Genomic DNA, 22,914 nt, shown 5'->3' on the forward strand with positions numbered 1-22,914 from the left:
TTTATCTGGTCATAACTTATAACATCACAAAATTCGGGATCACCTCTCCCGGATTAATTCGGAAGAATCTCCCATCCCCGACAGCTAAAAAGGGATTGCCTGTGCATGAAGCTATTATGATGCTCGATTCCATCTTGATCCCCTTTAACATACCCATTGACCGCTTCTATTCCAGACAATGCGAAACACTGGTGCTGTATTTTAGTAAGGCAAATAAATTACAATCCCAAAACCCTTGGCAACCATAATGTCAAATCTGGAAAAAGGGTAATCACTATAAGCCCTAAAATCATTGCTATGAAAAATGGGATCAGAGGCTTTACCACTTTACCAATAGTACTCTGGGCCACTCCTACCCCTATGAATAGCACCGACCCTACCGGAGGGGTACATAGCCCTATACACAGGTTTAGGATCATGATGATTCCAAAGTGAATGGGATCTATTCCCAATTCTACCACTATGGGCAAAAATATAGGCGTAAATATTAAAACCGCAGGAGTCATATCCATAAATATACCTACAAACAATAGCAATAAGTTGATAATAATTAAGATTACAACAATATTATCGCTTAGGGATAATAACGTACTGCTAATAGACTGAGGGATATCTTCGCTGGACATCACCCATGACATGCTCATAGATGTAGCGATAAGGAGCATTACTATCGCTGTAGTTTCGGATGCTTTGAGCAATATGGAGGGTAGTTCAATCAACTTCAATTCCCTATAAAAAAACGATAACCCTAAGGTATAAATAACCGCAATAGCAGAAGCTTCCGTAGCCGTAAAAATACCGGCCACTATACCTCCCATTACTATAACCAAAAGCATCAAGCTGGGTATAGCACGGAAAAAACTTCTTGCCAAATCCCTCAAAGAGGTTCTTTCACCACCCGGTAAGTTCTTTCTTTTTACAAATATGGCGGCAGTAATAATCAATAATAATCCGATAAATAATCCTGGAATATAGCCCGCTATAAATAGTGCTGCGATACTGACACCTCCAGATGCGAGGGAATACACTATCAAAATATTAGATGGCGGGATGATGAGTCCTGTGGTGGATGCCGTGATATTTACTGCCGCACCCAGTTCCTTTGGATAGCCTTCCTTTTCCATCCTGGGTCCTAATATCCCTCCAATAGCAGAGGCAGCAGCAGCCGCTGATCCCGCTATAGCTCCAAAAAGCATGGCAGCAAGTACATTTACATAAAGCAATCCCCCAGGCAATCTCCCCATAAGGGATTTGGCAAGTTCTATTAGCCGATTGGCTATTCCTCCCCGGTTCATGATCTCTCCTGCCAAAACAAAGAAGGGAATGGCCAATAAAGAAAAACTATCAAGTCCTGTTCCCATCCTTTGGGCTATAGTAGTCGCAGAGGGCCCTACGGCCACAGAAACCATTAATGTAACAAAACTCGCCAATCCAAGACTCCATGCCACTGGAACGCCAATACCCATTAAAACCAAAAAAGAAAATACAAGAATCAATATGCTGATATAATCCATTATGCGCTAATATTTTTGCTATTCAGGTGTGAAGAAATCAATACTATTTGATAGTAGGTTACTACCAGTCCACTAAAGGGGATGATGGTATAGACAAAAGCTAAAGGAACCTGTAATGTAGCGGATTTTTGGTCTAGTATAAAGGTGATATAAACCAGGTTTAATCCTCCCAATACCATCACTGCCACCGCAAAGAAAATAATAACCACATTGATGATGATCAGCAGATTCTGTTTTGGTTTACCGGTAAGTTTCTGTGGTAACAGATCGATGGCGAGATGTTTATCTTGACCTGCAACATAGGCTGCTCCGAGCATACCCAGCCAAATCAACATGTACCTGGAAAGCTCATCTGTGAAAGCACTCGGATTCATCAGTACATACCGTGAGATCACCTGCCAAGTAACATTAAGGACCATCAAAGACATCAATATGACGAGTGCGGTGCCCACTAGCTTGTCTACTTTATTTTTATAAAAAATACTAAACATAAATTATTATTTTGGGAGTTTGTCGCAGATTAAGTATTCCTTCACTGAGTTTGCTGAATCTTCCTTACTATCTCATACATTTCAGGTTGGCTGGTTCTGATAGCATCATACATACCTTCTACTGCTTCCCGGAAGCCTTCTTGATCAGGGTAGGATATTTCCACACCTGCCTTTTCCATCTCCGATAAAGAAAACTCAACGGATTCTTTCCATATTTTATACTGATATATGGCGGATTCATCTGCAGCGTCCTGTAACCATTCCTTTTCCTGATCTGAAAGAATCTTCCATACCTTGGTACTGATGATAATCATATCAGGTATAGCCAGATGTTCATTTATAGCATAGTATTTACACACTTCATAATGCCTGGAGGTATAAAGGCTAGGCGGGTTATTTTCCGCTCCGTCCACAATCCCCTGCTGCAAGGCGGTATATAGTTCGCCATAAGAAACAGGAGTGGGAGATCCGCCAAAGCTCCGTACCATATTAGTCGCCATGTTACTTTCCATTACACGGATTTTTAGCCCTTTCAGGTCCTCAGGGGATGCTATTGGTTTATTCTTTGTATAAAAGCTTCGGTTGCCGGCATCATAATAAGTTAGTCCCCTGAACCAGAAATCTTCTCCATCCAGAAGTAATTGCTTTCCTATATCACTGCTCAAAACTTTCTGTCTATGGGCATCGTCTCTAAAGAGATATGGAAGACTCAGTATCTGAAGTTTTGGCGCAAAGCTCTCTACTACTGCGGAGGACACCTTTGTCATGCCTAGACTTCCTATCTGAAGCAGTTCTACCAGCTCTCTCTCACTTCCCAGTTGTTGGTTGGGATAGATCTTCAGTCTCATTTTCCCTTCTGATTTCTGCTCCAGTAGCTCTGCCATGTACAGCATGGCTTCATGTACCGGATGGGCCACCCCTAGACCATGGCCTAATTTTATTACCCTTACATCCTGTGTCTGCTGACAGCCACTAAATAATAATAGGCAAAAGAAAAAGCATATTTTGGGTTTACTAATCATATAATATTTTTGCTACACATTAAGACTTTTCGGTCTTCTGATTGATATTCTTTATTATACTTATTGTCTGAGTAAATTTCTCGTTCAACTCATCATATTTTTTATCTTGGAGCAAATCCTTTTTTATCAGCTGACTACCCATACCTACACAGGTCACTCCTGCTCGGAACCATTCTTGGAGATTTTCTTCGGTTGGTTCCACTCCTCCGGTGGGCATTATCTTCAGACCAGGCATTACAGAAAGAACAGCTTTGATAAAATCAACTCCCAACAAATTTCCAGGAAATGCTTTTACCAGTACAGCACCAAGCTTTTGGGCCTGGAATACTTCGGTCACCGTAGCACATCCAGGCACCCAGAATACGCCCTTCATCTGGCAGTACTTGGCTACCTCGGGAATTAATGCAGGAGATACTATAAAGTCAGCATCAGCATAAAGGTATTCCTTTACTTGTTGTACTGTAAAAATAGTTCCTATACCCAAGTACATATCTTTGTATTTTTCGGCGTATATTTTTAAACCTTTAAAAACTTCCAATGCATTGTTTTGACGGTTGGTAAATTCAAAAACCCTGATCCCCGCTGTATATGCAGCATCTAATACTGCTTTGGCTACTTCTAACTCTTTATGGTTAAAGACAGGTATCATTCCTGTTTGGGAAATACTCGCCAATAATTGTTCACTCGTAGGTTTCATGCAATAAATAAGTTTATAATTTTCACGATTATAAATTTAAAGCTTAATGCTTTAAATGCAGGGACATTACCTGAATAATAATATATTTCCGTACTTTTTACCTCAAAAGTTTCCCTATATTTTCGCCTTTTACCAATGCTTCCACTTCGTCTACTGTCACCAGGTTAGCATCTCCAGCTATGCTGTGCTTCAAAACTGAAGCTGCCAGAGCAAAATCCAAAGCTTCTTGGGGTTCCATATAAAGCAGCCCATAAATCAGACCTGCGATATAGGCATCACCTCCTCCTACCCTGTCTACTATATGAGTCATTTCATAAGACTTGGAAAACAGCAGGTCTTTTGATGATTTTTCAGCGCTCCAAAGCACAGCAGACAAATGATTGTGCGAAGCGGATACAGCGCCCCTCTCAGTAGTGGTGATGTATTTTATATTGGGATAATCCTTCTTAGCTTGGGTACAGGCTGTATTATAATCCTCCGAACTTATAGCCATACAGTTTTCAAAATCCGCCAATCCTGCCACTATCACGTGGGTATAATTGATGAGTTCCGGCATGACATCCAGTGGCTGCTTGCCATACTGCCATAGATTTCTTCTATAATTAATGTCCCCCGAAACAGTAAGACCTTTATCATTTGCCACCTGAAGTGCCTTCAGTGTCATCTTAGCTGCATTGTCAGACAGGGCAGGAGTTATACCTGTCCAGTGAAACCAATCTGCCCCCTCAAAGATCGCATCCCAGTTTACTGCGGAACTATCAAAATTAGCAAATGCAGAATCAAACCTATCATAAATGATCTTCGATGACCGCTGCATAGAGCCATTTTCCAAGAAGTACAGGCCCATCCTGCCATCTGCCTGAAAAACATGGTCTATGGAAACACCCATTTGTCTAAGATACTGGCTCGCAGCTTTTCCTATATCGTTTTTTGGGAAAACGGTCACATGGGCAGTATGCTGATCCCACTGCGCCAGAGAGACAGCGACATTTGCTTCCGCTCCACCATAAACTACCTGATAACTGTCCGTTTGGAGGAACCTTTGATAACCCGGTGTACTTAACCGCATCATAACTTCCCCCAAAGTGATTATTCTTTTGCCCATGTTGCTAAGATATATTTAAAATATTGGCTAATGTTTTTTTTTCAAAATAGTTTTGCATAAATTGTGCAATCGATTGCGCAATATAAACAAAAAAATCAATGAACCATAAGTTTTTACAAATTCATCCCAAAGATAATGTACTGGTAGCATTAACTGACCTTAAATCTGGAGAAACTATAGAATTTAGTGGTAAATCCATAGTTCTTCGGGATAATATTCCTGCAAAACATAAATTTGCAATTGCCGATCTAGCAAAGGGTGAACTCATTTACATGTATGGTTCTATAGTGGGAAAAGCTATGTCTCCTATCAGCATGGGTGGCGTACTCACAGTATCTAATACAGCGCATGAGGCAAACAGCTTTGGTCAAAAAACAGGTGAATATCAGTGGTCGCCGCCGGATATTACCCGATTTGAAAACCGTACTTTTATGGGTTTCCACCGCCCTGATGGTCAGGTGGGCACAGGAAATTACTGGTTAGTCATACCTTTGGTTTTTTGTGAAAACAGAAATGTGGCCACCATTAAAGATGCCTTTATGGAAGAGTTGGGGTTTGGAAAACAGAACCCTTACAAATCACTTGTGCAACAGATGGCTAATTTGTACAAACAGGGGCAAAAGGACGATATAGAAAACCTAAGCATAGAGAAAGCGATACCAAAAGAAGACAATCGGTTATTTAAAAACATAGACGGAATAAAATTCCTAACCCACGAAGGTGGATGCGGAGGTATTCGCAAAGATTCCGAATCTCTCTGTGGCCTCTTGGCTGGCTATATCAATAATCCTAATGTGGCTGGCGCTACCGTACTAAGTCTGGGCTGTCAGAATGCACAACCTTCCATCCTTGAGGGAAAACTGCAAACTATCAACCCAAACCTTCAAAAACCCGTCATCATCCTGGAACAACAAAAAGAGGGTACGGAAGAAAACCTGCTTTCCCAAGCCATTAAGAAAACCTTCCTGGCTATGGCAGAAGCAGATAAATATGAAAGGGCCCCTGCCCCTCTCAGTAAAATAACTTTAGGCCTTGAATGTGGGGGATCCGATGGATTTTCTGGCATATCGGCTAACCCAGCGGTCGGACACGCCTCTGATATCATAGTAGCCCTTAAAGGTAAAACCATTCTTTCTGAATTTCCCGAGCTCTGCGGTGTGGAGCAGGAACTGATCAACAGATGCACGAATACCGGGATTGCTGAAAAATTCAGCCACCTGATGACCGCATATGCTGCCTCAGCTGTGGCAGTAGGATCAGGATTTGACATGAATCCCTCACCAGGAAATATTAAAGATGGGCTTATCACAGATGCGATGAAATCATCCGGTGCAGCCAAAAAAGGTGGCACCTCACCCGTAGTGGATGTACTGGACTATACCGAATACGCAACTAAACCTGGGCTGAATCTTCTTTGTACTCCTGGAAATGATGTGGAAAGCACCACGGCCATGGCGGGTTCCGGGGCCAATATCATCCTATTTACCACTGGACTGGGCACGCCTACCGGCAATCCCATTACCCCGGTAATAAAGGTATCCTCAAACACCAAACTGGCCGTAAGAATGCCTGACATCATAGATTTTAATACCGGAGGAGTAATAGAAGGTACGAAAACCATAAAAGAGATGGGCGAGGAAATGCTCGAACTCATCATCAAAGTAGCCAGCGGAGAAGTGAAATCCAAAGCCATGGAACTGGGACAGGATGACTTTATTCCTTGGAAAAGAGGGGTTTCACTTTAATTATTTACTGATAGGTATTGGTAACAAAAAGAGGCCTAAAAACCTCTTTTTTATTTTTTTGTTATGAATGATTAATTGTTGATTTCAGATTTTTGATTTAGAAATAAATTCCAGGTTTATGAATTTGATAATCAAATTAATATCTAATACAACTGGAAGGTGATATGGGAAACGCATGAGCCCATCATTCCTACTAGAATTTATTATTACAATTTATTTAATCTTATCCTTTTTTAGGGCTTAAAAACTGATCCAACTCATATTTATTTTACCAATGATTATTTGCTAATACTGCTATTTTAAAGCAGGCTCATCCCACAGAGCTTCTTCCTGATTAATTACTGCAAAGCTTACAGATTTACTCAATATCGTTTAAATCTCTGTTCATAGGATTTGCTCATCATTCCTGTAAAGTACAAACCGGCAATTTCATGAATTTTATCTTCCAGAATTAGATCTAATCTTCAATTATCTTATCGGTTTATCCATCGTCATATAATAATCTATTAAAGTTAAAATCATTCTTATAAGCATAGAAAAATAATTTTACCACATATAGAATTGTTTAAATTAAAGTTATAATTTTCCACCAGAATTTTGATGGGTCAAAATCAGTCAACTCACCTTATTCTTTCATTAGATTCAAATTATCAAAAAAAATACAATGAAATATATTTTCACTCTTACATTTTTGACCTTGGTATCTATTGGTCAGGCGCAGAATATTGTAGATTGGGATGGGAAATACCTTCTTCAATTATCCGATTTTCAATCTCCTAACAGTAAAATTGGTGAAGGAAATTTTTATAGTTTAAATGCTGCATCTACCATTGATTTTTCCTTTTATATGAGCAATGCTGAATTCATACTTTCTAAAAATTTTAACGATAAGGTAAGTAATAGTTTTAATAGAGACGGTGCTTATATTATAGCACCAGACAGTGCTACTGCTATGCAGTTGTTGGCATTTGCTCAATATGACTTTGACCTTAAAGAGCTATATGCTAGAAAATTTAGAAAAAGGATGTTTGATGAGAAAAAAGCATTTTCGGATATCAATTACTCCCGTCCTATATATGAATCCGTTCAAAAAGAATATGCATCCCGACATGCTTTGGCAGGAAGCCAAACTGATATAGGTATTCAGGAAGATAAATTGAAGATATTACATAGAGATGTATTAGAAGAGATAAAAGAGCTTTATGATTTTTGCAAAACATGTAAACCAGCCAAAAAGACTAAAAAGAAGTAAACCTCATTCTTAAAACTAACTACAGATTCGGTACAAATTATAGAATTGGATGATCTTGGTTTTTATTTTAAAACATATATTTCTTAGTTAAGGGATCGGATATATTCCTAAATTATAAAACCTCCCACTCTTCGAAGATTCATAAATCCCCCTGATTAACTCCAAAGATTTCCTGGCCTTTTCCCCTGTCACTTCCGGATCTCTTTCCTCCCAGATGGCGTCCACAAAATCCCGGTACTGGGCCAGGTGCAGACTATGGCCTATGGCCATGGGATCAGAGGTTCCCTTATCTTCTACCCCTCCTGATACAGATCTATTTTCCTCACCTTTTATATTCCAAGCAATAATTTTTCCGGCAGATAGGATCACACTCCCTTTGCTTCCATAGATTTCCAACCGTTCCGGATAACCTGGATAAAGGGATGTACCGGCGGTGATATTGCCTAAAGCTCCATTTTTAAAATTTACTACTGCTGCTCCCAGGTCTTCCCCTTCTATGGGATAAAGTGCTGTCTTCACTTGGCCAAACACTGATCCGACTTCCCCCATGATATCCAATAAAAGGTCGATAGTATGGATGCCCTGATTGATCAATGCCCCGCCTCCATCTCCCTGGAGAGAACCCTTCCAAGCACTGCTACTGTAATAGCTTTCTTCCCTGAACCAGTTGATATATGCATTGCCCATCAAAAGTTTCCCCAACTTACCTTCATCTACAGCCTGCTTTAGCTTAATGTAACCCTCACTGAACCTATTTTGATATACCACGCCCAGCTTTACACCTATTTCCCGGCAGGCTTTGATGATCTGATCGGCACGTTCCAGATTTATTTCTATTGGTTTTTCGATAAAAATATGTTTGCCTTTTTTGGCTGCTTCGATAGCAGGTTCAAGATGATAACCACTGCCGGTGCAGATGCAGACTACATCCATGCCCGGATGCAGTAAAAAGGCCGTAAGATCAGCATATGCCTTGACCCTATATTTTTCTTGAGCTACACCGGCTCGTTTTTCTGATGAACTGCACAAAGCCACCAGCTCAGCGCCTTCCAGTTCGTCTATGGCGGCGGCATGCTTGGATGTGATAGCTCCTGTTCCTATGATCCCAAATCCTATCTTTCTTCTCATATCATTCTCTATATAAAAAATTTAAGTAAGTTCATTTTGGATTTTATTCCATATCTCCTTATTTACCGGCACCCCTTTTTGTAGGTTTTCCTCTCTTATCTTCAGGATGTTTTCTCCCGGATACCGGACTTCTTTTCCGGGAAAAACTTTCGACGACACCAAATCTTCGATGATCTTATCAAGTATTTCCTCACTAGCCTCCCCTATTCCTAGCTTTTCCGGATTAAAGCAGAGAAATATTTGGGAAACTCCGTACTCTTCTCCGATTTCACCTATCTGCGCTGTGGATCTGCCTCCAGACAGATAGGCACTGAGCATATCCAAAACAAGAGAAAGACCTGCTCCTTTCCATAGTCCGGCAGGAAGGGCCATTTCGTTTTCTATGATTTCATTAGGTGAATTGGTCAACTTACCCTTACTATCAAATCCTGCTTCAAAAGGCAAATCTTTCCCCTCTCTTAAATAGCTGCTCATCCTGCCATAGGAAAACTGAGACATGGCCATATCTATCACTATTGGACCTTTGGATCGGGGTATGGCCACTACCAGTGGGTTATTCCCGAGCTTTGGCTCACTGCCTCCCCAGGCAGGCATATTGGGTTTTGTGTTGGTAAAACAAATCCCAATGCATCCCTCCTCTACTGCTTGCCAGCCATAGTTGCCGGCCCTCATCCAATGGTTGGTGTTCTGCAGCGCTACCATACCCACTCCGTGGGCTTTGGCTAGCGTTATCGCCCTATCCATACATTTATGTGCATTGAGATTGCCCGGTCCAAGCTTCCCGTCCCACCTTTCAAAAAAGCCAAATGAATCCATACATTCAGCTTCTGCGGTAGGATCTACAAATTCTTTCCTGATCATTTCCAGAAATACCGGAAACCTATTGGCACCATGGGAAGCTACCCCATCCAAACTGGCCTTTGCAAAAAGTTCTGCACAAAGACTTGCCCTTGATTTGCTGAATTTGTAGTGGAGAATCAAGATACTTTCGAAAGTTCCCTGTAGCTGGGGATATGGAATGAGTATATTGGCCATAGGTATAAAAAGATGTATGGTACAAGATACAGGATAAAGTAAGAAGTTGGAAGGAGGAAGTAGAAAATGTGGCGGATTTGGGATGAGGGAGACCGGATGTTGCGAGGTAGAGGTAGATCTTAAATTTACCATATTGAAGATAGAAAACCTATGCCCCAAGAAAGTCAGCAGGCATCTGTGCAGTAGTGACGAAATATTTATGATTGTCTTTTAAATTTGCAACCTTAAAAAAGTGCAGTTATAAGGGTTATGGAATGGAGATTTATATTATACCATAATTTTATATCAGGCATTAAAAGTGATAGATGATCATAAAATATATTTTCTGTTGTATGAGAGGTTTAGTATTTATATTCATAACCATATTTGGTTTACATATTCCCACAGCGAGTTTCGGATCCCTGAGTTCATCGGATACTATAGCTGTACCTGAAGGGTATGTGTTAGTTTGGAATGATGAGTTTAATGTAGACGGCAGACCGGATTCTACGAACTGGTCTTATGAAACAGGATTTGTCCGCAATCATGAGCTGCAGTATTATCGGCCTGAAAATGCCGCTATTGAAGAAGGTAAACTCATCATCTACGGCAAAAGAGAGAAAGTAAAAAATGATGCCTATGATACATTATCGAAAGACTGGAGAGAGGTGGATGAGTGGGCTGGTTATACCTCTGCCAGTTTAATTACACATGGTAAGAAAGCGTTTACCTATGGCATCTTTGAGATCAGGGCAAAAATCCCTACCGCATTGGGGATGTGGCCTGTGATATGGACGATGGGAGAAAACAGGGATTGGCCAGCCAATGGTGAGGTCGATATCATGGAGTATTATCGGTGGAGAGGTTTGCCTACTATCTTAGCCAATGTAGCATGGGAAGGACCAAAAAACAAGGTACAATGGGCAGATAGAAAAATACCTTTGAGCCATTTTTTATCCAAAGACGCAGATTGGACCGATAATTTTCACATTTGGAAAATGGAATGGACACCTGAATTGATCCGTTTGTACCTGGATGATGAATTGCTCAACGAATTAGCGCTTAAAGAGACCATCAATCCAGACGGTTATAACCCATTTCACCATCCACATTACATTTTAATTAACCTTGCCATGGGGGTTCAGGGTGGCGATCCTTCTCATTCTGATTTCCCCCAATTATTTGAAATAGATTATGTTAGGGTTTTTCAGAAAGTGGGGGAAATAGATAATAAATAAACAACGGGGCCACAGTTTAATATTTGAAACCCCGGTATCAGAAACCTACATCAATCGCCAACCAAAAAGGATGCTACATGTTAATAAGGTATGAAAAGGTACATGGCTATCATATCCTTTATTGGGCTAAATATGGTTTTTATAAGTGGTAGGGCTCAAGAGCGAACTTTAGCCGAACGACATACTGTCTATGTCAGCAGCATAAGCTGGCATACCGGTGTGGTCATTCCTGCCTATGCCTTACCGGACAGCCTTTGGGGGCCACAAGCTTCTTTTGCTGATACTACTTACCTGGAGATCGGCTGGGGTGATGCTGATTTTTTTCCAAATGACAGGTTTAATGTCTGGTATGCCCTTAAAGCTATATTTTTCCCCACCGCATCGGTATTGCATGTCAATCCTATCTTTCAGCCTATAGCATCCTATTATCATGATACAGATGTAGTAAGAATAAGTATGAATGATGATCAATTAAAGGGCTTGAGCCAATTTTTAATTCAGGAATTTAAAAGGGATAATCAAGGAAGGGCGATACCTGAAGCAGAAGGATTTTATCCCGAAAGCCAATTTTATAAAAGCAGTTCCTACTACTATTTCCCGAACAATTCCAATGTTTGGGCTGCCAGGGCAATACGACATGCAGGGTTCTCCCTACGGCCCCTATGGTACCAGACTACAGGGTGGGTATTAAATAAAATGGAAGATTTTGGACAACTGATGGAGCAGTAACGGGGTTTACAAACTATACTTTTCCTGCCAGTTCTCTATACTATTATCCTGCAGCGATTTATTGGCTAAAGCTACAGCAATAGCCGTCCTTCCACCGTTATAAACATTCGAATGAGGCAAACTATTTTCCTGAAGGCACCTATAAAAATCCTCCATGGCATAAATGGATCCATCTTTGGTTTTCTGATCCAGTATTTTTATTCCACCGCTATCATTGGCCCAAACCAGTTTAGTAGCACCTGAGACACCGTCTATTTGTTGCAATTCCGTACGGATCTCTTCCTCGGGATAAAAAATCCCTTCATCCATCAGCAAAGAAACCATTCCTTTAGTCCCTTTAATTTTGAAGTGGTATCCTTCATGCTTATTGGAACAGGTCGCACCAAAACTGCCAATCATACCTTGGTCGGCATATCGTAGACTTACTTGTATATTGTCATAAGTTTCCCTGCCATCATTAAAGTGATCTATACCCCCTGTCCCGTATACTGAACTAGGTACACAGTCAAATGCCCAATGTATAAAATCCATCTGGTGGCTTAGCAGTTCAGCTGCCAGTCCACCAGAATATTCTCTGTACATCCTCCAGTTGATCATTCGCTCCAGTTCAGGAGCATGTACAGCCCTTCGCCAGTTATGGTTACGGTCCCATCGAGCATCTACCTGTGTCACTTTGCCAAGATACCCACTGTTGATCATTTCTTTTACCTTAAAGTAAAGCGGCGAATATCTATACTGATGGCCTACCTGAATTACCTGCTTAGGATGCTTCTTAGCTATTCCAGCCAGCTGCATGGCCTGATCCGCGGTAAAAGTCATGGTCTTTTCTATGTACAGATGCTTCCCGGCTTCTATGGTAGCTTTGCCCTGTTCAAAATGTCCATTTAAAGGAGTAGCAACCACTACAATATCCAAATCTTTCTCCTCTAGCATTTTATGGTAATCGCTAAAGTATTTGATCTTTTTACCGGCCCATTTTTTTTTGGCTTTATCCAGCCTAAAATCCAGTACATCACAGACGGAGGAGACCTCAAATTTTCCCGGTAACTGGTTGAGAATATTATGTAACCCAGATCCCCTGTCACCATACCCTAAAATACCCACCTTATATATCCGGTCGCCAAATAAGGAACCAAATCCTGTTATCGGTAAGGATAAGGCCGTTCCTGCCAATGCACTTCCTGTTTTAATAAAATCTCTTCTTTTCAAAACACAATTATTTTGGGTTGTTTCGGTTTTCGGTTTTAATATTAAAATGAGTATGGAGACACATTATGATGTGTTCACTACTCTCAATTTAAAAGCATAATATTAATAATCTTTGAAAGATATAATAAACCGCTCCTGTATTTTTTATTAAATAAGCTTGTATATTGATCTTTAGGTTCCCTAAAAGGTGTTTAATTTAGAGGATCGAGCTAATATAATGATGATAAATTATCACTTCATTACCCTCATTAATGCGCAAACGTTTCCGTAAATAAACATTCCTACTCGCTTGAATATAATCCCTTAATTATTGAATATAAACGTTTAATAGGACCAAAATAAACCTCAGATTATGAAAATAATAAAAACACTCTCGCTTATATGTACTTGCGCAGCCCTATTTTATTGCTGTTCACCTGCTGAGCAATCGCAGGAAGATGATTGGACACAATTATTTGATGGACAGACTTTAGATGGCTGGAAAACAGTAATGGGAGAAGCTGATTTTCAGGTAGAAGAAGGCATTATCATCGGGTATGCCAAGGCCAATACACCTAACACGTTTCTGATCACTGAACAGGAATATGGTGATTTTATTCTGGAACTTGACCTGAAGATCGAAGACTTGAGCAGCAATTCCGGCATCATGGCCAGGGGTCAATTTGATCCTTCTGCCAGAGACAATAACGGGCTAGTTTATGGGTATCAGATCGAAGCTGATCCTACAGACCGAGCCTGGTCAGGTGGCCTATATGATGAGGCAAGAAGAGGCTGGATTTACCCGCTAGACCTAAATCCTGAGGCAAAAGATGCTTTTAAAATGGGAGAATGGAACACTTACAGAATAGAAGCTATCGGCCATACTATCAAATCCTGGATAAATGGACAGGAAGTGGCTTATGTGATCGACGATATGGACAGCAGAGGATTTATAGGCCTTCAGGTTCACAGTATAAATAATCCAGAAGACGAAGGCAAAAAAAGCTACTTTAGAAACATCAGAATCCAAACAGAAAATTTAAATCCAAAACCTTTTACCGGAGATGTATTTGTGGTTAATACGTTGAAAAATGTAGTAACAGATTATGAAAAAGAGAAGGGTTGGAAACTGCTGTTTGATGGAAAAACTTCTGATGGATGGAAAGGAGCTTATAAGGATAATTTTCCTGAAGATGGTTGGCATGTAGAAGATGGTATCTTAAGAGTGGAAGCTGCCGATGGCTCGGAGTCCACTAACTTTGGAGATATCGTAACCAAGGACAAATTCAGCTCTTTTGACCTATCTTTTGATTTTAAAATGACAGAAGGCGCGAATAGTGGAGTGAAATATTTTGTCACCTTAACAGAGGGAAACAAAGGATCGGCAATAGGTTTAGAATACCAGATCCTGGATGATGACAGACACCCGGATGCCAAGATGGGCAGGGATGGGAACAGGACGCTGGCTTCCTTATATGACCTCATCACCGCAAAAAAATCAAACAGGTTTGTCAGTCCTATGGGTGAATGGAACAGAGGCCGGATCATCGTACACCCTAATAATAAAGTGGAGCATTTCCTTAACGGGCTAAAAGTTCTTGAATACGAGCGTGGATCTAAAGCATTCAGAGATAATGTAGCCAACAGTAAATATGCTCAGTGGGAAAAGTTTGGCGAAGCAGAAGAAGGCCATATCCTCCTTCAGGACCATGGTGATGAAGTAAGTTTTAGGAATATTAAGATAAGGGAGTTGGATGAATGATCCCCGGTGAAAGATACCGGAAGTTAAAAAAGTTAAAGAAAGGTAAAAGTAAGAAATAGTTAAAAGACAGTAGGGTAGACCAAAAAACGAAGTTGGGTAAGCAGCGATAGGACCTATTTTATACTTGATACTTGGTATTCATTTCTAGGTACGAAAAGTAATAAATTAAAACAATAAACCCATGAAGAACTTGAATTCGAGAAGGGAATTTATCATAAAATCAGCTTTGGCTACTGCCAGTATTTCCTCTATGGGAGCGCTTGGTTTTACGGCTAAGAGTTACGGAAAAATATTAGGCGCCAATGACCGGCTTAATATAGCTATCATAGGACTTGGTAGAAGATTGGGAGCTTTTTATGACCCTATAGCATTAAAAGAAAGTAATGTCAATCTGCTCTATTTATGTGATGTGATGAAATCACAAAGAGAAAAGGCCGCAGGTAATTTTACAAAAAAAATCGATTACAAACCCAAACTTGAAAATTCATTTTTTAAAGTAATTGAAGATAAAGAAACAGATGCCATTATAAATGCCACCCCTGACCATTGGCATGCTCCAGGCACCTGGCTGGCCCTTGAAGCGGGCAAACATGTATATGTAGAAAAACCCTGCAGCCACAACCCCAAGGAGGGAGAATTACTTGTAGCTTATCAGAAAAAATATGGTAAAGTGGTGCAGATGGGAAACCAGCAGCGTTCCTCTGACCATACCATAGCAATTATTAAAGATATCCATAACGGCATAATCGGTAATCCTTATCTGGCCACAGCCTTTTATACCAACAATAGAGGCGAGGTACCCCTCCCAAAAAAGGCAGCTCCACCTGAAGGACTTGACTGGGAGCTTTGGCAAGGGCCAGCCCCTCGAAAGGCCTACGAACATGATACTTGGGACTACAACTGGCACTGGTATGGCTGGGATTTCGGTACTGCTGAAACAGGCAACAATGCCACCCACGAACTGGACATAGCCCGCTGGGCGCTGCAGACCGATTTTCCTAACTATGTAATGGTGGATTCCGGCAAATATCACTTTATAAATGACGGGTGGACAATGTATGATACTATGAAGGCCACATTTAAATTTGAAGGGGGTAAAACAATAGAATGGGACGGCAAGAGCAGAAACAACCAAAAAACATATGGCGGAGACAGAGGTACTATCATCTATGGTACGGATGGATCTGTATATGTAGATAGAGGGCATTATAAGCTATTTGACAGAACCGGAAAAATGACAAAAGAAGTCACTTCGGCCAACGTAGAGGGAGGTACCGGACTCGGTGGTGGCGGGGACATGAGCACCAGCCACGTATTCAATTTCTTTGAAGCCATCAGGGGTAAAGCCGATCAGAATTCCCCTATCGATGAAGGGGCCAAGAGTTCTCTTTTGTGTCATTTGGCAAATATTTCTTCACGAGTAAAAGAAAATTTTGAATGTGACCCAAAAAACGGTCATATTAAAAACAGCAAAAAAGCTATGGCTCTTTGGAGCCGTAATTATGAAAAAGGCTGGGAACCAAAATTACAGGTTTAAATAGTGGGACTTTAAAGTCCCATTATTTAGATCAATATTAGCCTAATAACTTTTTCATATGAATACAAATTAGAAGACTTTCTATTCCAAACCGTATTTGCATCTCCTGAGCATGTCTTTCATTCTTTTTAAAGAAACTCGCCTCCTAGAATAATTTCCCCCCGACACGTATAACCTACTATCCCGAACCCAACTATAGGGACCTGGACCATCCTGAAAACTAGCGCTCCACCAGCAGTAAGTTCTGATTTCAAAATGCCAAATTCATAATTACAGTATAAAAAATGATTTATTACTAATCATTTTACCCTACTATCGACTTATATGAATATAAAATCATTTACCTAAGATACTTTCTTCCTCACTTGTTCCAATTAAATTATGTTCAATGATAATAAAAAACAGATTTTGTAGACTGTCTCATCCCTACAGCTAATAAATAAACATAAAATCAAGCGAGAAAAAAGTATCAAACAGAAGTATGGTATCCTACGCTAAGTTCCTTGTTACACAAATAAACCAAACATAACATGAAAGCAGCAGACCTCTTTATAAAAGCACTCGAAAATGAAGGCGTAAAATACATTTTTGGTGTGCCCGGTGAAGAAAACATCGATATCCTCCAGTCCATTAAAGCATCCAATATAAAACTCATTCTTACTCGACATGAACAGGGTGCGGGTTTCATGGCCGCCACCTACGGTAGACTTACTGGACAGCCCGGTGTATGCCTGTCCACACTCGGCCCGGGCGCCACTAACCTGATGACACCTGCCGCCTACGCTCAGCTGGGAGGCATGCCGATGGTAATGATCACAGGGCAAAAGCCAATAAAAAAAAGCAAGCAGGCGAGATTTCAAATTATAGATGTAGTGGAAATGATGCGGCCTGTAACCAAATTTACCAAACAGATAGTCGACGCTAATGTCATTGCATCAAATGTCCGGGAAGCATTTCGTATAGCCATCCAAGAAAAACCTGGGGCTGTCCATCTGGAATTACCCGAAGATATAGCGCAGGAGGACTGTGAGGCATATATATATGAAGTAGTGGGCCATACTATCCCTCATCCTGACCTATCGGCCATTGATAAAGCAGTAGAGTTGATAGAAAAAGCTAAAATGCCCCTGATATTAATAGGTGCTGGAGCAAATAGAAAAATAACCTGTGAAGCATTAAAGCATTTAGTAGATGCATCTGGCATCTACTTCTTCACCACCCAAATGGGTAAGGGCGTCATAGATGAAAGGCATCCACAGTACTTGGGTACTGCGGCACTTTCGAGTGATGATTTTCTGCATGCTGCCATAGATGAAGCTGATCTTATTATCAATATTGGACATGATGTCATTGAAAAACCACCATTTTTTATGAGCCATGGAGGTAAAAAAGTCATTCATATAAACTTTGACCCTGCAGAAGTAGATCCTGTGTATTTTCCTCAGTTAAATGTCGTAGGTGATATTACCAAAGCAATTGAAGACCTGGCTGAAAAATTAACCATAAAGGAAAATTGGGATTTTTCATTTTTTAAGAGAGTTAAAGAGAAAGTATCTCTTCACCTGTCCAAATATATAGATGATGAAAGATTTCCAATGCTTCCGCAGCGGCTGGTACACGTATTAAGAGAACATCTACAGGCGGAAGATATCATCACTTTAGATAATGGGATTTATAAAATTTGGTTTGCCAGAAACTATACCTGCTATAAACCTAACACACTATTGCTGGACAATGCACTTGCCTCTATGGGGGCTGGGATGCCTTCAGCTATGGCAGTAAACATGCTAAACCCTGATAAACATGTAATATCAGTATGTGGGGATGGTGGGTTTATGATGAATTCCCAAGAGCTGGAGACTGCAGTAAGGCTTCAGCTTAACCTTATCATCATCATATTAAATGATGGAGCATATGGAATGATAAAATGGAAACAGGAAGCTATGGGATTTGAAAATTTTGGGCTGGACTACCAAAACCCAGATTTTGTCATGTATGCTGAAAGTTTCGGGGCGTACGGTTATAGACCTCATTCCGATTTGGAGTTTAGAGAAGTATTAAAAAAGTGTCTAAATACCAAAGGTGTCCATGTCATTGATCTCCCTGTGGATTATTCCTTAAACCATTCTATTCTTAATGTTAAATTAAAAGAAAAAACGAAAGAATTATGAGCAATATCCTAAAGGTGTATGCACCCTATGACCAAAGTTTGATAAAAGAAATCCCATTGGTAGGTAAAGCCGAAGCAGAGAAAGCTTTAGAGACAGCAAACCAGTTGTTCCTGGATCAGCATACATGGATTCCAGCCCATAAAAAAAAATCCATTCTTAATAAAGTAGCAAGTCTTATGAACGATCAAATTCATGAGCTAGCACTTACTGCTGCGCAAGAAGGTGGCAAACCTTATACAGACTCAAAGGTAGAAGTCCTCCGGGCTATAGATGGGATAAGAATAGCCAATGAGGAAATTTCACATTTAGGAGGAAAACAGGTACCTATGGGCCTTATGGCCTCTTCTACAGGAAGAATAGCTTTCACTACTCGGGAACCTATTGGCGTAGTCTTATCCATATCGGCCTTTAATCATCCGCTCAACCTGATAGTACATCAAACGATTACTGCTTTTGCTGCAGGATGCCCAGTGATCATAAAACCAGCCCCAAATACACCGATATCCTGTTTGGCTTTCATTGAAATATTGAAAAAAGCAGGCGTACCGGAAGGATGGGTGCAGTGCATAATATGTGATAATGAAACAGCAGAATTTATGGTCACGGACAATAGGGTAAATTATTTTTCTTTTATAGGGTCTGCTCGGGTTGGGTGGTACTTAAAAAGTAAACTGGCACCAGGTACCAGATGTGCTTTGGAACATGGTGGAGTCGCTCCTGTTATAGTAGAAAAAGATGCTGATCTTGAAAGTATGCTACCATTGCTGATAAAAGGTAGCTTTTATCATGCTGGCCAGGTATGTGTTTCTGTACAAAGGATATATGTACAGCATGATATGGCTGAAGATCTTGCAGCTGAAATTGTTATTAAAGCCAATGCTTTAAAAGTAGGTGATCCCTTAGATGAAGAAACTGACGTGGGCCCCCTCATCAGTCCAGAAGAAGTGGATCGAATAGATACGTGGGTAAAAGAAGCAGAAGAAAAAGGGGCAAAAATCCTATGTGGGGGAAAGCGGTTATCGGCTACTTGCTATAGCCCTACTGTGTTATTTGATCCCCCAAAAGATGCTAAGATGTCTAAAGAAGAAGTCTTTGGTCCAGTAGTTTGTATATATCCTTTTCGCGATAGAAAGGAAGCAATACAATTGGCTAATCAACTTGATTACCATTTTCAGGCTGCGGTGTTCACTAAGAATCTAGATATTGCACTGGAGTGTGTGAATCAATTAAACGCTACCTGTGTGATGGTTAATGATCATACAGCATTTAGAGTGGATTGGATGCCATTTGGAGGTAGAGATGCTTCGGGAGAGGGAATGGGAGGTATCCCTTATGCTATACAGGAAATGACCAGGATAAAAATGATGGTTATCAAAAGTGATTCTATATTGTAGTCAAATTATTTCCGATGACAAAAGTATATCAGGTAACTGATGCTACTTATAAATATTCTAAAAAATAACCATTTCATAAAAAAAGCTATCCGTAATGTACGGATAGCTTTTCTTATCAGATTAATATATTATTTCACAACTGAAGGAATAATTGCAGCAAATAGGTGGGACAACCAGCCTTTAGAAGGTATCAGCGGTTCCACTGTATCAATAGCTTTATCTGTGAAGTTTTCAGCCTTACTTATTTCGGAATTTGCTCTATCTTTTAATGCCTCAACCTCATTTTTAGCAACATGGTCTGCTGGGGATTCTGAAAGATGGTCATGGGCACTATGCACATAGCGCTTACCTTTATTTTTAGCGGCTGTGCCTAAAGCATGTGCCTTGGCGGTAACCGAATCATCGTATTCAAGGTCAGAATCCTTTTTGCTTTTTACCATATAAGTAATGAAAGCTGTCGCAACGGCAGTACTCAATGCTACATTCAATATCAGGCCTTCTGGATTATGTTTCCATTTTGCCTTCCACCCTTTCTCTGCAAAAATGTTTGGAACATGACCTGCCTTCAAGTCTTCCACTATTCCCTCTACTTCATTCACCCGGTCGGCTAAGATCAGGGGCAGCCAGTGTAAGTAGGAATTTTCGCTTTGAGTAAAAGCAAATCTTCTGATAGCACCACTTAAACCTGAAGGTGGTGCTGATGTTCCAAATACAGCTGTGACATTCGGTCTTTCTATGGAATGAAGGATCTCTTGGTTGATAGGTTGTTGTTCAGGCCTATTCCAGCTATATCCTCTTTTAATGGCTATCTGTCTATTTTTCATAGGGTAAGTAGGATCATTTTTAGGATCCGCATCTATACCCCAGCCTTTTATATGTGCAAATTGTTGATTGGTATTTTCCATGATTATTATATTTTATCGTTTAGCGGATGGTGGTATAAGTACTGGCTTGATACAATTATCAAGTTTTTCGGAGAAAATATGATATGCATCAGCTGTTTCTTCCATAGGTATTCTATGGGTGATTAGACCTTTTGGGTCTAATACTCCATTTTGAACGTGCTCGATAAGCCTTGGAAGTAATCTTTTTACAGAAGCTTGATTGGCTCTTATGGTAATGCCTTTATTGACTACATTACCTATAGGGACTAGGTTATCAGTAGGCCCATATACACCCACTATAGATACTGTCCCTCCTTTTTTTACAGCATTTACGGCCCAATGTACTGCTGTGGCAGAACCAGCCTGGAGCATCAATTTTCTACCAGTTATGGTCTGAAGTGCATTGCCGGCTGCCTCGGCACCTACAGCATCTATGCAGACGTCTGCTCCTATCCAATCCGTTTCTTTCTTTACGAAAAGTACAGGGTCACCTGTGGATTCAAAATTATATGCTTCACAGTTAGCGTAATTTCTTACGAATTCTAATCGGTATTCTTCTTTATCGAAAACTATAACCCTGCCCGCTCCGAAAAGCCAAGCACATTTGGCAGCCATGATCCCAACTGGTCCAGCTCCAAATACAACTACGGTATCCCCTTTTTGTATGCCACCCATCTCTGCAGCTTGATATCCTGTAGGCACTACATCCGTAAGCAATACAGCATCATCAGGATCCATTCCTTCAGGTATTACAGTAGGTCCTACATTTGCGTAAGGGACCCTTACATATTCTGCTTGGCCCCCATCATATCCACCTGTAGTATGAGAATACCCAAATATACCGCCGGCTGCCGTAGCTCCTGGGTTAGCTTCATGGCAGTTACCATATAATTCTTGCTTACAAAATGAACATTCTCCACATGAAATATTAAAAGGGACCATTACATTATCCCCCACCTTCAATTTATGGACGTCAGATCCTACTTCTTCGACCACTCCAATAAATTCGTGGCCAAATGTAGAACCTACCCTTGTATCAGGGACCAGTCCATTATATAAATGGAGATCGGATCCACAAATACAAGATCGGGTAACCCTGACTATCGCATCCTGTGGATGTAGTATTTCAGGCATTGGTTTATCTCGATCCATACGAACCCGCTGGGGTCCTCTATAATTCATTGCTAACATATTGATGTTGTTTTAAAGGTTAAAAGATTAAAAATATTAGAACATTTCGATTTGGTCAGTCCATATAAACCTTGGAGTTCAAAATGCTTCATCTCTTATCATTACCAAAAAAACCATGCCATTAAATAGAATTATACTGTTTTTTCTTGTTTGGTTTATATATTAATTTAAAAATTTACAATATGGAGTTATTAGTCAAGGTTTACAAAATAACAAATCTATATATTGCAGCTAATTTAAATCCATTTAATACTGATTTTTAAGACATTTAAATAACAATATTCGGTACTAATACGAGAAAATGGAGCTTCCATAGAATGTTTAAAAAATATTTCTTTTTTTTATGAATAAAAACCTCTATGGAAGTTGGCTACAGGTTTCGCTCTTCACAAGTGATACATTGGGTCTTTTCCACCACAATTAATAAATAGCAAATCCAGTGCTCCGGATTTTATTTCACCGGGATAATTACTACACTTTACAATATCCGGATATTTATTATTACCACCTTCCAATCCTAAGGCATACCTATGTCCCCACGTAGATTTCGCGGGGATGAAATGTCCCTCACGCGTATTCTCTATCCATCCTTTACCTCAACTATAATTCTACCTACCATTAGGCAATAATCATGATATTAATCATGTATTCTGATTGAATTCACGTATTATTCATTGTTTTTTAAAATAAATTTGTGAATTATGTATATAATTCAATATATTATTGGACTCAAAAGCATTCAATCATTATGGGGTGTATGTTACATGGTTTGTATACAGGTAGAAAAAATATCATTTATGTATAATTTGTAGAAAGAACGGAAAGCACATTTGTAAGAAAATATCATGTATC

At 40.1% G+C, this 22,914-nt stretch carries 18 protein-coding genes; 8 read left to right on the forward strand and 10 right to left on the reverse strand.

Annotated elements, in window-relative coordinates; translation table 11 throughout:
* Nucleotides 1-218: 218 nt before the first annotated feature.
* The 5 genes from EL17_RS00755 to EL17_RS00775 form a co-directional block, all read right to left on the reverse strand.
* Nucleotides 219-1,514, reverse strand: coding sequence for a TRAP transporter large permease (locus tag EL17_RS00755; RefSeq protein ID WP_035068689.1), 1,296 nt, complete (start codon nt 1,512-1,514; stop codon nt 219-221).
* Nucleotides 1,514-2,005 carry a TRAP transporter small permease gene (locus tag EL17_RS00760; protein ID WP_035068691.1) on the reverse strand — a complete coding sequence of 164 codons (492 nt, stop codon included), beginning with the start codon at nt 2,003-2,005 and terminating at the stop codon, nt 1,514-1,516. Before EL17_RS00760 ends, EL17_RS00755 begins: the two co-directional genes overlap by 1 nt.
* 41 nt (nt 2,006-2,046) lie before the next feature.
* Entirely contained in the window at nt 2,047-3,027 is a 981-nt protein-coding gene (locus EL17_RS00765; RefSeq protein WP_035068694.1) for a TRAP transporter substrate-binding protein, read from the reverse strand.
* A 19-nt stretch (nt 3,028-3,046) separates the two neighbouring features.
* The gene (eda, locus tag EL17_RS00770; RefSeq protein WP_035068697.1) at nt 3,047-3,724 is read right to left on the reverse strand and encodes a bifunctional 4-hydroxy-2-oxoglutarate aldolase/2-dehydro-3-deoxy-phosphogluconate aldolase; all 678 of its coding nucleotides are present in this window, start codon (nt 3,722-3,724) and stop codon (nt 3,047-3,049) included.
* Nucleotides 3,725-3,821: 97 nt separating this feature from the next.
* The gene (locus tag EL17_RS00775; RefSeq protein WP_035068699.1) at nt 3,822-4,829 is read right to left on the reverse strand and encodes a sugar kinase; all 1,008 of its coding nucleotides are present in this window, start codon (nt 4,827-4,829) and stop codon (nt 3,822-3,824) included.
* A gap of 98 nt (nt 4,830-4,927) precedes the next feature.
* Here EL17_RS00775 and EL17_RS00780 point away from each other — a divergent pair, with 98 nt between their 5' ends.
* The gene (locus EL17_RS00780) at nt 4,928-6,574 is read left to right on the forward strand and encodes a UxaA family hydrolase (RefSeq protein ID WP_035068702.1); all 1,647 of its coding nucleotides are present in this window, start codon (nt 4,928-4,930) and stop codon (nt 6,572-6,574) included.
* A 664-nt stretch (nt 6,575-7,238) separates the two neighbouring features.
* Nucleotides 7,239-7,826: a hypothetical protein gene (locus tag EL17_RS00785; RefSeq protein WP_035068704.1), complete on the forward strand. Its 588-nt coding sequence runs from the start codon at nt 7,239-7,241 to the stop codon at nt 7,824-7,826.
* 87 nt (nt 7,827-7,913) lie between these two features.
* On the opposite strand, the gene EL17_RS00790 is transcribed toward EL17_RS00785, so the two are convergent.
* Both EL17_RS00790 and yiaK read right to left on the reverse strand, forming a co-directional pair.
* Nucleotides 7,914-8,954, reverse strand: coding sequence for a Gfo/Idh/MocA family protein (locus tag EL17_RS00790; protein WP_035068706.1), 1,041 nt, complete (start codon nt 8,952-8,954; stop codon nt 7,914-7,916).
* Nucleotides 8,955-8,975: 21 nt separating this feature from the next.
* Nucleotides 8,976-10,121: a 3-dehydro-L-gulonate 2-dehydrogenase gene (gene yiaK / locus EL17_RS00795; protein ID WP_240485903.1), complete on the reverse strand. Its 1,146-nt coding sequence runs from the start codon at nt 10,119-10,121 to the stop codon at nt 8,976-8,978.
* Nucleotides 10,122-10,321: 200 nt separating this feature from the next.
* Between yiaK and EL17_RS00800 the strand changes: the two genes are divergently transcribed.
* On the forward strand, nt 10,322-11,206 hold the full coding sequence (locus EL17_RS00800; protein ID WP_035068711.1) for a glycoside hydrolase family 16 protein: 885 nt from the start codon (nt 10,322-10,324) through the stop codon (nt 11,204-11,206).
* 132 nt (nt 11,207-11,338) lie between these two features.
* Nucleotides 11,339-11,935, forward strand: coding sequence for a DUF2459 domain-containing protein (locus tag EL17_RS00805; protein ID WP_035068714.1), 597 nt, complete (start codon nt 11,339-11,341; stop codon nt 11,933-11,935).
* 6 nt (nt 11,936-11,941) lie between these two features.
* On the opposite strand, the gene EL17_RS00810 is transcribed toward EL17_RS00805, so the two are convergent.
* Nucleotides 11,942-13,144, reverse strand: coding sequence for a Gfo/Idh/MocA family protein (locus tag EL17_RS00810; protein WP_035068716.1), 1,203 nt, complete (start codon nt 13,142-13,144; stop codon nt 11,942-11,944).
* 352 nt (nt 13,145-13,496) lie between these two features.
* On the opposite strand from EL17_RS00810, the gene EL17_RS00815 reads away from it, so the two are divergent.
* The 4 genes from EL17_RS00815 (at nt 13,497) to EL17_RS00830 (ending at nt 19,987) form a co-directional block, all read left to right on the forward strand.
* Nucleotides 13,497-14,885: a 3-keto-disaccharide hydrolase gene (locus EL17_RS00815; protein ID WP_035068718.1), complete on the forward strand. Its 1,389-nt coding sequence runs from the start codon at nt 13,497-13,499 to the stop codon at nt 14,883-14,885.
* A 181-nt stretch (nt 14,886-15,066) separates the two neighbouring features.
* Nucleotides 15,067-16,422: a Gfo/Idh/MocA family protein gene (locus EL17_RS00820; RefSeq protein ID WP_035068720.1), complete on the forward strand. Its 1,356-nt coding sequence runs from the start codon at nt 15,067-15,069 to the stop codon at nt 16,420-16,422.
* 530 nt (nt 16,423-16,952) lie between these two features.
* Nucleotides 16,953-18,593, forward strand: a complete 1,641-nt coding sequence (locus EL17_RS00825; protein ID WP_035068722.1) for an acetolactate synthase large subunit — start codon at nt 16,953-16,955, stop codon at nt 18,591-18,593.
* Complete coding sequence (locus tag EL17_RS00830; RefSeq protein WP_035068725.1) at nt 18,590-19,987, forward strand: aldehyde dehydrogenase family protein; 1,398 nt, start codon at nt 18,590-18,592, stop codon at nt 19,985-19,987. Before EL17_RS00825 ends, EL17_RS00830 begins: the two co-directional genes overlap by 4 nt.
* Before the next feature lie 128 nt (nt 19,988-20,115).
* Here EL17_RS00830 and EL17_RS24240 read toward each other — a convergent pair whose 3' ends face one another.
* Together EL17_RS24240 and EL17_RS00840 are read right to left on the reverse strand one after the other, a co-directional pair.
* Nucleotides 20,116-20,892, reverse strand: coding sequence for a hypothetical protein (locus EL17_RS24240; protein WP_316932607.1), 777 nt, complete (start codon nt 20,890-20,892; stop codon nt 20,116-20,118).
* Between the two features lie 12 nt (nt 20,893-20,904).
* A complete protein-coding gene (locus tag EL17_RS00840; RefSeq protein WP_035068728.1) occupies nt 20,905-22,062 on the reverse strand; it encodes a zinc-dependent alcohol dehydrogenase in 1,158 nt (385 codons plus the stop codon).
* Nucleotides 22,063-22,914: the final 852 nt, after the last annotated feature.

The organism is Anditalea andensis (genome assembly GCF_000714815.1).
In the GTDB taxonomy this organism is placed as follows: Bacteria; Bacteroidota; Bacteroidia; order Cytophagales; family Cyclobacteriaceae; genus Anditalea; species Anditalea andensis.

Coding starts and splice junctions, on each gene's coding strand:
- EL17_RS00755 (WP_035068689.1), bottom strand. CDS start 1,514: ATGGATTATATCAGCATATTGATTCTTGTATTTTCTTTTTTGGTTTTA.
- EL17_RS00760 (WP_035068691.1), bottom strand. CDS start 2,005: ATGTTTAGTATTTTTTATAAAAATAAAGTAGACAAGCTAGTGGGCACC.
- EL17_RS00765 (WP_035068694.1), bottom strand. CDS start 3,027: ATGATTAGTAAACCCAAAATATGCTTTTTCTTTTGCCTATTATTATTT.
- eda (WP_035068697.1), bottom strand. CDS start 3,724: ATGAAACCTACGAGTGAACAATTATTGGCGAGTATTTCCCAAACAGGA.
- EL17_RS00775 (WP_035068699.1), bottom strand. CDS start 4,829: ATGGGCAAAAGAATAATCACTTTGGGGGAAGTTATGATGCGGTTAAGT.
- EL17_RS00780 (WP_035068702.1), top strand. CDS start 4,928: ATGAACCATAAGTTTTTACAAATTCATCCCAAAGATAATGTACTGGTA.
- EL17_RS00785 (WP_035068704.1), top strand. CDS start 7,239: ATGAAATATATTTTCACTCTTACATTTTTGACCTTGGTATCTATTGGT.
- EL17_RS00790 (WP_035068706.1), bottom strand. CDS start 8,954: ATGAGAAGAAAGATAGGATTTGGGATCATAGGAACAGGAGCTATCACA.
- yiaK (WP_240485903.1), bottom strand. CDS start 10,121: ATGGTAAATTTAAGATCTACCTCTACCTCGCAACATCCGGTCTCCCTC.
- EL17_RS00800 (WP_035068711.1), top strand. CDS start 10,322: ATGAGAGGTTTAGTATTTATATTCATAACCATATTTGGTTTACATATT.
- EL17_RS00805 (WP_035068714.1), top strand. CDS start 11,339: ATGGTTTTTATAAGTGGTAGGGCTCAAGAGCGAACTTTAGCCGAACGA.
- EL17_RS00815 (WP_035068718.1), top strand. CDS start 13,497: ATGAAAATAATAAAAACACTCTCGCTTATATGTACTTGCGCAGCCCTA.
- EL17_RS00820 (WP_035068720.1), top strand. CDS start 15,067: ATGAAGAACTTGAATTCGAGAAGGGAATTTATCATAAAATCAGCTTTG.
- EL17_RS00825 (WP_035068722.1), top strand. CDS start 16,953: ATGAAAGCAGCAGACCTCTTTATAAAAGCACTCGAAAATGAAGGCGTA.
- EL17_RS00830 (WP_035068725.1), top strand. CDS start 18,590: ATGAGCAATATCCTAAAGGTGTATGCACCCTATGACCAAAGTTTGATA.
- EL17_RS24240 (WP_316932607.1), bottom strand. CDS start 20,892: ATGGAAAATACCAATCAACAATTTGCACATATAAAAGGCTGGGGTATA.
- EL17_RS00840 (WP_035068728.1), bottom strand. CDS start 22,062: ATGTTAGCAATGAATTATAGAGGACCCCAGCGGGTTCGTATGGATCGA.